Annotated in this window: 10 protein-coding genes; 7 read left to right on the top strand and 3 right to left on the bottom strand. The window is 72.2% G+C overall.

The annotated features are described in order from the left end of the window. The 5 genes from ITI46_RS29480 to ITI46_RS29460 form a co-directional block, all read left to right on the top strand. A partial coding sequence (locus ITI46_RS29480) for an SUKH-4 family immunity protein (RefSeq protein WP_247746785.1) occupies nucleotides 1-1,058 on the top strand: 1,058 nt, incomplete at its 5' end. A gap of 63 nt (nucleotides 1,059-1,121) precedes the next feature. After that, nucleotides 1,122-2,126, top strand: coding sequence for an LCP family protein (locus ITI46_RS29475; protein ID WP_209242976.1), 1,005 nt, complete (start codon nucleotides 1,122-1,124; stop codon nucleotides 2,124-2,126). 90 nt (nucleotides 2,127-2,216) lie between these two features. Continuing rightward, nucleotides 2,217-3,137 (top strand): coiled-coil domain-containing protein, encoded by a 921-nt coding sequence (locus ITI46_RS29470; RefSeq protein WP_209242975.1) that lies wholly within the window; start codon nucleotides 2,217-2,219, stop codon nucleotides 3,135-3,137. Between the two features lie 275 nt (nucleotides 3,138-3,412). After that, a complete protein-coding gene (gene mfd / locus ITI46_RS29465) occupies nucleotides 3,413-6,979 on the top strand; it encodes a transcription-repair coupling factor (protein WP_209242974.1) in 3,567 nt (1,188 codons plus the stop codon). Between the two features lie 91 nt (nucleotides 6,980-7,070). Beyond that, entirely contained in the window at nucleotides 7,071-7,658 is a 588-nt protein-coding gene (locus ITI46_RS29460; protein WP_209242973.1) for a Uma2 family endonuclease, read from the top strand. A gap of 42 nt (nucleotides 7,659-7,700) precedes the next feature. Here the strand turns inward: ITI46_RS29460 and ITI46_RS29455 are convergent, their stop codons facing one another. After that, nucleotides 7,701-8,963, bottom strand: coding sequence for an FUSC family protein (locus tag ITI46_RS29455; RefSeq protein WP_209242972.1), 1,263 nt, complete (start codon nucleotides 8,961-8,963; stop codon nucleotides 7,701-7,703). A gap of 275 nt (nucleotides 8,964-9,238) precedes the next feature. Between ITI46_RS29455 and ITI46_RS29450 the strand changes: the two genes are divergently transcribed. Beyond that, nucleotides 9,239-9,907, top strand: a complete 669-nt coding sequence (locus ITI46_RS29450) for a SurA N-terminal domain-containing protein (protein ID WP_209242971.1) — start codon at nucleotides 9,239-9,241, stop codon at nucleotides 9,905-9,907. Between the two features lie 91 nt (nucleotides 9,908-9,998). Then, nucleotides 9,999-10,994 carry a nucleoside triphosphate pyrophosphohydrolase gene (locus ITI46_RS29445; protein ID WP_209242970.1) on the top strand — a complete coding sequence of 332 codons (996 nt, stop codon included), beginning with the start codon at nucleotides 9,999-10,001 and terminating at the stop codon, nucleotides 10,992-10,994. Nucleotides 10,995-11,003: 9 nt separating this feature from the next. Here the strand turns inward: ITI46_RS29445 and ITI46_RS29440 are convergent, their stop codons facing one another. Next, nucleotides 11,004-11,963: a Ppx/GppA phosphatase family protein gene (locus ITI46_RS29440; protein ID WP_280634855.1), complete on the bottom strand. Its 960-nt coding sequence runs from the start codon at nucleotides 11,961-11,963 to the stop codon at nucleotides 11,004-11,006. Between the two features lie 2 nt (nucleotides 11,964-11,965). After that, entirely contained in the window at nucleotides 11,966-12,505 is a 540-nt protein-coding gene (locus tag ITI46_RS29435; RefSeq protein WP_209242977.1) for a DUF501 domain-containing protein, read from the bottom strand. Between the last annotated feature and the right edge of the window lie 35 nt (nucleotides 12,506-12,540).

The raw sequence follows: 12,540 nt of genomic DNA, 5'->3' as shown, positions 1-12,540 counted from the left end.
GCGCTCACACCCCCGGCATGGGGCCCGGTGCCGGTGCGCCGCCGCCCGGCGCTCCGCAGCCGCAGCCCGGTCAGCCCACGGTCGGTCCCGGCTATATGGCGGTGCTCCGCTACCGCGCGCCCGACGGCTCCGAGCAGCAGCTCATCCGCCGCTCGGCGCCGGGCACCCCGCACCCGGAATGGCAGCTGCTGCACGAGCTGCGGGCCATGAACGTGCCCCCGCAGCAGGTCGTCGAGCTCCACACCGAGCTGGAGCCCTGCGACCTGCCCGGCGGCTACTGCGCGCGGATGATCCGTGAGACGTGGCCGCAGGTGCGGGTCAGCCACACCGCCTCGTACGGCACCGACCACGCCTCCCGGCAGCAGGGCATGCGGCATCTGATCGAGCATCAGGGCGAGCTGCACCAGGTCGCCGACGGGCCGGCGCGGCCCGCGCCCAACCCGGTGCCGCTGCCGATGCCAGGACAGATCCCGCCGGCCCCGCCGATCCCCCCCGACGCGATCGGGCAGGAGCTGATGCAGGCGTTCGGCCCGCAAGGCGTCTTCCGCTTCGACCAGCGGGCCGTCTCCCGTGCCGGGGTGCCGGACATCGTCGCGCAGACCCTGGTCTGGGCGGGTGTTCCCATCGACATGGGGCCGTTCTTCTGGGGCCAGGCCCAGCCCGGCCGCCCCGTTCCCACGCTGGCGGAGCTCGCCCAGGAGCGCGGCGTGCAGCCCGCTTCCGACGCGGCGTCGTATCTGGTGATGGGGACGGACTTCGGGCGGCAGCTGTGCGTGCAGTACGGCACGGCGAACATCGTTGCCGTACCGCTGGAGGCCGGTCCCGGCGGGCAGCCGGCACCTCCGCAGTTCGTGAACACCGGGCTGCCGGAGTTCGTGCGGTGCATGGCCATGCTGGGGCGGATGTGGCGTCTGCGGTTCGGGCTGACGCCGGACCAGGCGGGCCGCTGGACCGTCGACTTCCAGTCCCAGCTCGTCGCACTGGACGCCGCGGCCCTGGCTTCGCCGGAGAACTGGTGGTCGGTGCTGCTCGAACAGATGTGGGACGGCTTGTTCTAGAAGCCCCGCGCCCCTTCGGGGCGCCGACGTGCCGACGAGCGTTCCGTGCGGGACCCTCGGTGCATGTACGGGGAGAGCAGCACCCTCCACCGCGCAGGTGGCCCGCGCCGCAGATGGCGGCGGGTCACTCTGCTCGTGCTCCTCGTACTGCTGCTGGCCTGTGCCGCCGGGCTCTCCGCGACCTACGGGTGGGCGGAGGGCCAGGTGCGCCACACCGAGGCGTTCGCCGACTACCCGGGCCGCCCCTCCCCGGGCAGGGGCACCAACTGGCTGATCATCGGCACCGACACCCGCGCCGACCTCAGCCACCGGCAGCGCGAGCAGCTGCACGTCGGCGGAGGCGGCCGGCGGAACACCGACACCGTGATGGTGCTGCACTACGGCGCGGCGGGCCCGTATCTGGTGAGCATCCCGCGCGACTCGTACGTCACCGTTCCCGGGCACGGCCGCGGGAAGATCAATTCCGCCTATGCGCGCGGCGGCCCCAAGCTGCTCACCCGCACCGTCGAGGGGGCCACCGGGCTGCGCCTCGACCACTACGCGGAGATCGACTTCCTCGGCTTCACCAGCGTCGTCGAAGCCCTCGGCGGCGTACGGATCTGCCTCGGCAAGCCCCTGCGCGACAGCAAGTCGGGCGCCGATCTGCACGCCGGCTGCCAGACACTCGACGGCCGGCAGGCGCTCGCCTTCGTACGGGCCCGCTACAGCGATCCGGCCGGCGACCTCGGACGGGTCACCCGGCAGCGCCGGCTGCTGAGCGCGCTGGTGGAGGAGGGCACGGCCCCGGCCGCCGTGGGGAACCCGTTCCGGTTCTTTCCCTTCGTCGGCTCGGCCCTGGACGCGGTCACCGTCGACAAGGGGAGCTCGGCGCTGTCACTCACACGAATGGGCTGGAAGATCAGACGGCTGACGGAGGGCGACGGGGGTACGACGACCGTCCCGGTGGCGAACCCCGGGCTCAGCGTGCCGGGCGCCGGAAGTGTGGTCGCTTGGGAGCCATCCGGGTCACGTTCTCTTTTTCATCAGTTGCGGCAGGATGTGCCGATTACGGCAACCCCCGTGAAATAGCGCATCCTGGGGCGGGCCGGTCTCGCACGTGATCGTGGGGATCGACGGGATCGCAGAGAGTGACGGGATTGCCGAGATAAGGGGCTCGATATGAGTGCGTCGTCGCCGCACGGCTTCACGGTCGTCCGGGGCCGTGGATACCGGCCCGAACCGGTCGACGTCCGCGTGGCCGAACTGAACGCGGAACGCGAGGCCGCCTGGCACCGCACCGCGCAGCTCACCCGGCAGGCCCAGGAGCTGGCCGAGGAGGCCGAACGGCTGCGCGGGGTCGCCGCCGCGCTGCCCCCGCAGACGTACGAAGCGCTCGGCCCGCGCGCCCAGTCGCTGCTGGCCACCGCCGAGTCCGAGGCCGCCGAGGTACGGACAGCGGCCGAGACGGAAGCGCAGCAGCTGACCGAATGCGCCGAGGAAGAGGCCCGCGACGTACGCGACGCCGCCCGCGAAGCGGCCGCCCGCCGCCGCGCGGACGCCGAGGCCGCCGCGGCCAGGACGCTGGACGCCGCCCAGGACCGCGCCGACGAGCTGCGCTCCCAGGCGCGGGCGCAGGCCGAGAAGATCGGCCAGGAGGCGTCCGACGCGCTGAAGGAGATGTCCCGCAGGTGTTCGGCGCTCCTCGCCGAACAGGAGAAGGAGCAGGCAGCGCAGGCGGACGCCACCGACAGGGAGCTGGCCAAGCAGGAGGCCGACTTCCAGGCGTACGCCGCCGAGCTGGACGAACGCGGCCGGCGGGCCCTCGCCGACGCCAAGCGGGAGCACGCGGAGGCCGAGGAGGCGGCGCGGCACCGGCAGGAGGACGCGGAGGCGCGGGGCGCCGAGCTGATCGCGGAGGCCAAGGTGCGGGCTGAGGGCATCGAGCGGGAGACCGAGCGGGTGCTGCGGGAGCACGCGGAGCGGGAGGAGGAGCTGCGCCAGCACATGGCCCACGTCCGCTCCTCCCTCGCCGCCCTCACCGGCCGCACCCCTGAAGACCCCGCCCTCCCGGCCCAGCAGTCGGCCGCCACAGCGGACTGAGAGGGTTCCAGGCTCCACCTCGGTTGTGGGCACAAAGGGCCGCACCCGGCGACGGGCGGCGCACCCCCGCTCGGCGGCGCCGCCCGTAGGCGCGGGTGCGCCATCCACAGAGGGGGCCGCAGGGGGCACCCCCCCGGCGCAGGACCCAGCGGTGTCAGGGGCGCGGCGTACCCTGAAGGGGACCCGGCTCGCTTGCGAGCCGGGCTCTCGTCGTGCGCGCCCAGCACGACGAGAGCCGCGCGCCCCCCGGATGGAAAGCCGAAAGTGAAGCCCTCATGAGCCTGCACGGTCTGCTCGATGCCGTCACCAAGGACCCCGCGCTGGAGGGGGCCGTCAAGGCCGCCGCCGACGGCAACAGGCACCACGTCGACCTCGTCGGCCCCGCGGCGGCCCGCCCCTTCGCCGTCGCCGCGCTGGCCCGCTCGGCCGGGCGCCCGGTGCTGGCGGTGACGGCGACCGGCCGCGAGGCCGAGGACCTGGGGGCCGCGCTGCGCTCGCTCCTCCCGGAGGAGGGCGTCGTCGAGTACCCGTCCTGGGAGACGCTGCCGCACGAGCGGCTCAGCCCGCGCTCGGACACGGTCGGCCGCCGTCTGGCCGTACTGCGCAGGCTGGCGCACCCGGATCCGTCCGACCCGGCGACCGGCCCCGTCTCGGTCGTCGTCGCCCCCGTCCGCTCCGTGCTCCAGCCGCAGGTCAAGGGGCTGGGCGAGCTGGTGCCCGTCTCCCTCAAGCAGGGGCAGACGGTGGACCTGGAGGAGACGGTCGACGCGCTGTCGGCTGCCGCGTACGCCCGCGTCGAGCTGGTGGAGAAGCGCGGCGACTTCGCGGTGCGCGGCGGCATCCTGGACGTTTTCCCGCCCACCGAGGAGCACCCGGTCCGGGTGGAGTTCTGGGGCGACGAGGTCGAGGAGATCCGCTATTTCAAGGTCGCCGACCAGCGCTCGCTGGAGATCGCCGAGCACGGGCTGTGGGCGCCGCCGTGCCGCGAACTGCTGCTGACGGAGGACGTACGGCGACGGGCGGCGGAGCTGGCCGAGGTCCACCCGGAGCTGCACGAGCTGCTCGGCAAGATCGCCGAGGGGATCGCGGTGGAGGGCATGGAGTCCCTGGCGCCGGTGCTGGTGGACGAGATGGAGCTGCTGCTGGACGTGCTGCCGGCCGGCAGCATGACAGTGGTGTGCGACCCGGAGCGGGTGCGTACGCGGGCCGCCGATCTGGTGGCGACCAGCCAGGAGTTCCTGCAGGCGTCCTGGGCGGCGGTGGCCGGCAGCGGCGACGGGGAGGGCGGGAAGGCCCCCATCGACGTGGGCGCGGCCTCGCTGCGCGGCATCGCCGACGTACGCGAGCACGCGCGCGAGCTCGGCATGATGTGGTGGACCGTCAGCCAGTTCGCCGCTGACGTCGACGGGGCGGCCGAGGACGACGGCGACACCCTCAAGCTGGGCCTGCGCGCCCCCGAGTCGTACCGCGGCGACACGGCCCGCGCGCTCGCCGACACCAAGGGCTGGCTGTCCGACGGCTGGCGGTGTGTGTACGTCACCGAGGCGCACGGCCCCGCGGCCCGCACCGTCGAGGTGCTCGGCGGCGAGGGCGTGCCGGCCAGGCTGGCAGGGCCCGAGCTGGCGCTGGACCCCTCTCTGGTGCACGTGGCGTGTGGCTCCCTCGACAACGGCTTCGTCGCCCCCGGGCTGAAGCTGGCGGTGCTGACGGAGACGGATCTGTCGGGCCAGAAGGCCGCCGGCAAGGACGGCACCCGGATGCCGGCCCGCCGCCGTAAGCAGATCGACCCGCTCACGCTGCAGCCGGGCGACTACATCGTGCACGAGCAGCACGGCGTGGGCCGCTACATCGAGATGGTGCAGCGCACGGTGCAGGGCGCCACCCGCGAGTATCTGCTGGTGGAGTACGCGCCCGCGAAGCGCGGCCAGCCGGGCGACCGGCTGTTCGTGCCCACCGACCAGCTGGAACAGATCACCAAGTACGTGGGCGGCGAGCAGCCCACCCTGCACCGGCTGGGCGGCGCCGACTGGACGAAGACCAAGGCGCGGGCCAAGAAGGCGGTCAAGGAGATCGCCGCCGACCTGATCAAGCTCTACAGCGCGCGGATGGCGGCGCCGGGCCACGCGTTCGGCGCCGACTCCCCCTGGCAGCGGGAGCTGGAGGACGCGTTCCCGTACGCGGAGACGCCCGACCAGCTCACCACCATCGGCGAGGTCAAGGACGACATGGAGAAGTCGGTCCCGATGGACCGGCTGATCTGCGGCGACGTCGGCTACGGCAAGACCGAGATCGCCGTGCGGGCGGCCTTCAAGGCGGTGCAGGACGGCAAGCAGGTGGCCGTGCTGGTGCCGACGACGCTGCTGGTGCAGCAGCACTTCTCCACGTTCACCGAGCGCTACGGCCAGTTCCCCGTCAACGTACGCGCGCTCTCCAGGTTCCAGACGGACACCGAGGCGCGGGCCACCCTGGACGGGCTGCGGGACGGCACCGTCGATGTGGTCATCGGCACCCACCGGCTCTTCTCCTCGGAGACGAAGTTCAAGGAGCTGGGCCTGGTCATCGTGGACGAGGAGCAGCGGTTCGGCGTCGAGCACAAGGAGCAGCTGAAGAAGCTGCGCGCCAACGTGGACGTGCTGACGATGTCAGCGACGCCGATCCCCCGGACGCTGGAGATGGCCGTCACCGGCATCCGTGAGATGTCCACCATCACCACGCCGCCCGAGGAGCGGCACCCGGTGCTCACCTTCGTCGGCCCGTTCGAGGAGAAGCAGATCGGCGCGGCGATCCGCCGTGAGCTGCTGCGCGAGGGGCAGGTTTTCTACATCCACAACCGGGTCGAGTCCATCGACCGGGCCGCGGCGCGGCTGCGGCAGATCGTCCCGGAGGCCCGGATCGCCACCGCGCACGGCCAGATGAGCGAGCAGGCGCTGGAGCAGGTGGTGGTCGACTTCTGGGAGAAGAAGTTCGACGTGCTCGTCTCCACGACGATCGTGGAGAACGGCATCGACATCTCCAACGCCAACACCCTGATCGTCGAACGCGGCGACACTTTCGGCCTCTCCCAGCTGCACCAGCTGCGCGGCCGGGTCGGGCGCGGCCGCGACCGGGGCTACGCCTACTTCCTCTACCCGCCGGAGAAGCCGCTGACCGAGACGGCCCACGAGCGTCTGGCCACCATCGCCCAGCACACCGAGATGGGCGCCGGTATGTACGTGGCGATGAAGGACCTGGAGATCCGCGGCGCGGGCAATCTGCTCGGCGGCGAGCAGTCGGGGCACATCGCCGGGGTCGGCTTCGACTTGTACGTACGCATGGTCGGCGAGGCCGTCGCCGACTACCGCGCGGCGCTGGAGGCCGGGGAGGCGGGCCCGGTGGAGGAGGCGCCGCTGGAGGTCAAGATCGAGCTGCCGGTCGACGCGCACGTCCCGCACGACTACGCGCCGGGCGAGCGGCTGCGGCTCCAGGCGTACCGGTCGATCGCCTCCGCCAACACGGAGGCGGACATCGCCGCCGTACGCGAGGAGCTGACCGACCGCTACGGACCGCTGCCCGAGCCGGTGGAGAACCTGCTGCTGGTCGCCGGGCTGCGGATGCTGGCCCGCTCCGCGGGGGTCACCGACATCACCCTCCAGGGCAACAACGTCCGCTTCAGCCCCGTCGAACTGCGCGAGTCCCAGGAACTGCGCCTCAAGCGGCTCTACCCCGGCTCGGTCGTCAAACAGGCCACCCACCAGGTCCTCGTCCCCCGCCCCAAGCCCACCAAGATCGGCGCCAAACCCCTCACCGGCCGCGAACTCCTGGCGTGGGTGGGCGAGTTCCTGACGACGGTGCCGGGGGCGTAGTCACCGGATAGTGTGAAGAAAGGGCTCGAAAACACCGGTCCCGTGTCGAGGCCTCTGGGTTTGCGGCACGCGGAGCGGTAGGGAGGACTCCATGACCATGACTGTCCCGGAGCGAGGAATGACCCCGCTGCGCCGCACCGCAGAGGCGGCTGAGGAGGCCACGGGCCTGCGAGCCGAGATCATTCGAGGGGTTCTCATGATGTCTCCCACCCCGCGTGGCAAGCACGCCAAGGTGGTCAATGTGATGGAACGGCAGCTCTTGCCAGCGCTGCCGGACGGCCTTGACGCCTTCCAGCTCGCCTCCGTGGCCCTCCCGCACGACCCCGACGACTACGCCACCCCCGACCTGCTCGTCTGCGACGCAGCCTTCGGCGACTCGGACGACTGGCTGGCCGAGCCCGGGAGCGCCGTACTGGTCGTGGAGGTCGTATCCCGCGGCAGCGCCACCAAGGACACACGGGACATGGTCAGCTGGTACGCGGAGGCGGATGTGCCCGCGTATCTGGTGATCGATCCCCGGCAGGGCAGCTGGACGCTGCACACCGTGCCCAAGGGCGGGGTCTATCAAGGAAGTCTGCGGGGGGAGTACGGCGAGGACGTGCCGTTGGAGCTCGAAGAGCTCCGCACCAAGATCACGACGGACGGGCTCCCCCGCTACGGGCCGGAGCGCAGGTCATAGCGGCGCCGGCGGCAGACCCTCGCAGCCCGCGCCTGTAGGGCCTCAGCGTTCCTCCTCCCACTCCAGTTCGCGTTCCTCCTCCTGCTCCCGTCGGCGGGCGCGTTCGCGGCTGCGGAATTGGCGGATGCGGCGGAGGACGGGATTGCGTTCGCGCTGTTCGCGGGACTGGCGGTCCAGCTCTTCCCAGAGGCGCTGGGAGCGTTTCTCCACGTCGAGCTCGTCGAGGAGCCGGTCGGCCTCGGCGAGCAGCGCGCCGTGCAGCTGCCACTGCCGGGGATGCTCGCGGACCTTGTCCAGGAGCTGGAAGGCGACGGTGTCCCGGCTGGTGCGGCTGGCCTCCAGCTCCCGGACCAGCCGGTCCTCGGCCTCCTCCGCGCTGGTGCTGACCGGCGTGGTGATCAGTACCGCGAAGGCCTCCACAGCGGAGGCCATATGGACGTACAGCTCCCGCATGCTGTCGGCGATCTCCTCGCTGAACAGCGGCTCGTCCAGCCGCTTCTTGGCCAGGTCGGTCACCGTCCTGGCGGTCGTGCGCAGGACGACGGCGCAGATCTCCAGGGCGTCGAGGCCGGTGCGCATCACGACGCGGGAGAGCAGCCCCTCCCGCACCCGCGGGTTGAGCCGCAGGCTGTCCTCGGCGCGGCGCAGCTCGACGTCGACCTCCACGATGTCGTGGTCGAGCCGGCGCGCCTGGTGCAGCCGGTCGGCGGCCTGGCTGACGGGGGTGAAACCGCACACGTCCTCGCCCAGCCCCAGCAGCAGGCGGTGCATCCGGCCCGCGAGGTCGATCACGGCCTCCCCCGCGGGCTGCACCCACACCGGCGGGACGAACAGCACCTGGAACCCGAGCCCGACGACAGCGCCGATCAGCGTCTCCAGCACCCGGTCCAGGGCCACGTGCGCCACCTGGTTCTGGGTCACGCCCAGCACCAGCATGGCGCTGATCGCCGTCTCGGGGACGAACTCGCCGGCCTTCACGAAGCGGCCGGTGATCAGCGAGGCGAGGATGACCACGCCCAGGCTCCACCAGGTCAGCCCGACCAGTGCGCTGAAGCCGCTGGCCACCAGCACCCCGGCGACGACCGCGTTGACACGCCGGATGCCCGTCCGCAGCGTCGTGTAGAGGGTCACCTGGGTGACCAGCAGAGCGGTCAGCGGTGCGGTCAGCGGCGCGGCCTCGCTGCTGAGCTGGGTGGCGACGGCGTAGCTGATCACGGCGGCGACGGTCGACCTGGCCGTCTGGGCGACCACGGGCTCGCGGTGCCGCCGCACCAGGTTCAGCAGTGGGTCGGTGACTTCGCGCACCCTGCGTCCCTCCCCGCTTTGCCTCCCGTTGCCACAGAGGAGGGCGCCGTCGGGGTGACGGGCGGGGCGAACCGGCAAGAGCAGCCCTGGGATCAGGTGCGCAGCACTGATGCCGGCCCAGGGAGACCGGTCCCGGCCCGGACAGCGACCCAACTCGTCCCGAATCGTTGGTCGATTTGATGTCGAACCGGTGGTCATGGACCCGTTCGACTCCCTACCATCGATCACCGCCAGGTCGCGTGAGGACGCGACCCTCGCCGCCGCCGGGAGGCCACATGGAAAGCCGTCACCGCAGGTCCGCGCTCACCCTTTCCGCCGCAGCGGCGCTCGTCGCCGTCGCACCGCTGCTCACCGCGTGCGGTGACGACGCGCACCCGGGCGCTGCAGCGCTGGTGAAGGGCGACCGGATCAGCATGGCGCAGCTTCAGTCCCGGGTCGGTGCCGTACGGGATGCACAGCGCGACGCGCCCCAGGGCGAGCAGATGATCAAGCAGAGCGGCAAGCTGACCCGCTCCACGCTGGACGGCATGATCCGCGAGCGCATCGTCGAACAGGCGGCCGACGAGGCGGGGGTGGGCGTCAGCCGGCGCGCGGTCCAGCGCGTCCGAGGGGAGCTCGAGAAGCAGGCGGGCGGCAGCAAGCAGCTGGAGACGGTGCTGCTGCGGCAGCAGAGCGTCGCGCCCAACGACATCGACAGGCGTATCCGTATGCAGCTGCTCGTGGAGAAGATCGCCAAGGCCAAGGGCATCGACCCGGCCACCCCGCAGGGGAACCAGCAGATCACCACGGAGCTGTCCAAGGTCTCCAAGAGCATGAAGATCAATGTGAATCCGCGCTACGGCAAGTGGGACGCGGGCCGCTCCACCCTCACCGGCGCGAAGACCCCATGGCTGCGGGATCTGACCGGCGCGGCGGCGGACCGGGCCCAGGCCCAGCAGATGTAGCCGCGGGCGCTCCCGGGCCCGGCCGTCGTCCGGCGTTGTCCGGCCGGGGGTACGGGGGCCGCCCTCCGGGGAGACGCAGTAGGTTCGAAGGGTGAACGAGATCCCCGAGACCGGCCGTATCGTCCTGCTCACCACCACCCACCGGGTGGCGCCCGGACTGCTGTCCTGGCCCGCCTGGGAGGCGCTGCGCACCGCCGACCGCGTGCTGTGCGCCGACCCGGCCCATCCGCAACTGCCGTACGTACGCGACGCCGGCGTCAAGGCCGAGGCCGGCGTCGAGCTGGACGCGCGGGCCCTGGTGGAGGAGTGCGCGCAAGGCGGCGGCCGCTCGATCGCGGTGCTCGCCACCGCGGAGGGCGAGCCCGCACTCACCGACGGCCTGGCCCGGCTGGCGGGCTCCGGCCGGGTGGCCATGCCCGAGCTGGAGCTGCTGCCCGGCTCCTACGACCTGCCCGGCGCCCGGCTGCTGGACGCCGTGCAGGTCATGGACCGGATCCGCCGCGAGTGCCCGTGGAGCGCCCTGCGCACCCACGAGGACCTGCTCAAATACGGCGTCGAGGAGGTCTACGAGCTCATCGACGCCATCGAGCGCGGGGACCGCGAGGAGCTGCGCGAGGAGCTCGGCGATGTGCTGCTCCAGGTCGTCTTCCACGCCCGCATCGCCCAGGACGACCCCGAGGAGCCGTTCGGCATCGACGACGTGGCCGCGACCCTGGTGGACAAGCTGGTCAACCGGCACCCGCACGTGTTCGGCGACGACGTCGCCGAGACCGCAGCCGAGGTCGAGACCCACTGGCAGCGCCGCAAGTCCCTGGAGAAGACCGAACGGGTCTCGGTCACCGAGGGCATCCCCCTGGGCCAGCCGGCCCTCTCCCTCGCCGCAAAGCTTGCGGGCCGCGCCCGCGCGGCGGGCCTCGACGCGCTGCCGCAGACCTCCGAAGCGGGCGTGGGCTACGCCCTGCTCGCCCTGGCCGCCCAGGCCGAACACCAGGGCATCGACCCGGAAGCCGCACTACGCGCTGCCGCCCGCGAATACCGCGACCTGATCAAGGAGAGGGAGCAGCCGAGGGAGCAGCGGGGGCGGTAGTGCGCGGGATCAGCCGCCGGTGTCCGCGGCGATCTTGAAAGCGATCCCGTCCAGGATGTCGTGTTCGCTGACCACGACTTCCTCGGTGCCGAGGCGTTCCATGATGGTCAGGAGGACGAGGGCGCCGGCGTTGATGACGTCGACGCGGCCCGGGTGCATGACGGGGATGGCGGCGCGTTCGTCGTGGGTGGCGGTCAGCAGCCGGTCGGTGAGGTCGCGGACCTGTGGCAGCGGGATGCGGCTGTGGTGGATGCGGGACGAGTCGTAGGCGTCCAGGTCCAGCGCGACACCCCCCAAGGTGGTGACGGTTCCGGCCAGGCCCACCAGGGTGCGGGCGCGCTCCAGCGGCACCGTGCGGGCCACCTCGTCCAGGGCCGACTCCACATCGGCGCGGACCGCCGCCACCTGCGCGGGGTCCGGGGTCTCGATGAGGGCTCCGTCCACGGTGAGGTGACGTTCGGTCAGCCGGACGCAGCCGATGTCGACGCTGCGGGCCGCCTCGACGTGCGCGTCGCCGAGCACGAACTCCGTGGAGCCGCCGCCGATGTCCACCACCAGATAGGGGGGTGCGAACGTGCCGGGGGCCAGCTCCTTGGTGGCGCCGGTGAAGGAGAACTCCGCCTCCTGGTCACCGGTGATCACCTCGGGCTCGACGCCGAGGATGTCCACGACGCCGCGGACGAACTCGTCCCGGTTCTCCGCGTCGCGGGACGCGGAGGTGGCGATGAAACGGGTCCGCTCGGGCGGTACGCCGAACTCGGCGATGATGCCTGCGTACCGGCGGCACGCCGCGAACGTCCGCTCCAGCGCCTCGGGCGCCAGCCGCCCGGTACGGTCCACGCCCTGCCCCAGCCGGACGATCTCCATCCGGCGGTCCAGCTCCGTCAGCGCACCCGTGTTCGGGTCCAGGTCCGCGACCAGCAGCCGGATGGAGTTGGTACCGCAGTCGATCGCGGCAACGCGGCTCATCGTCATGCCTGACCGTCCTCGCTCTCCTCGGGCACCGCCACACACGGGCCCTTGCGCCACCACTCGGGCAGCATCGCCAGCGCCTCGTCGCCCAGCGGGTTGACGCCGGGGCCCGCCACCAGCGAGTGCGCCACCAGCACGTGCAGGCACTTCACACGGTCGGGCATCCCGCCCGCGCTGGGGAAGCCGACCAGCTCCTCGATGGCGTCGCGGCGCGCCAGATAGTCCTCGTGCGCCGCCCGGTAGGCGTCGGCCAGCTCCGCGTCCTCGCGCAGCCGCTCCGTCATCTCCTTCATCACGCCGTTCGCCTCCAGCGTCCCGATGGCGGAGGCGGCACGCGGGCAGGTCAGGTAGTACGTGGTGGGGAACGGCGTACCGTCCTCCAGCCGGGGCGCCGTCTCCACCACGTCGGGCAGCCCGCAGGGGCAGCGGTGGGCGATGGCGCGCAGCCCGCGCGGCGGGCGGCCGAGCTGCTCCTTGAAGGCCGCGATGTCCGCTTCGGTGGGCGGAGTCGGCTCGGTCCTGGGCGGTGGGGTTTCCATGGGTGAGGGTGCTCGTCGCTTCGTCTCGTCAGGGG

It is taken from the genome of Streptomyces oryzae (assembly GCF_017676365.1).
GTDB lineage: Bacteria > Actinomycetota > Actinomycetes > Streptomycetales > Streptomycetaceae > Streptomyces > Streptomyces oryzae.
The sequence above is the reverse complement of the archived record's forward strand: the minus strand, read 5'-3'. Positions and strand labels throughout refer to the sequence as shown.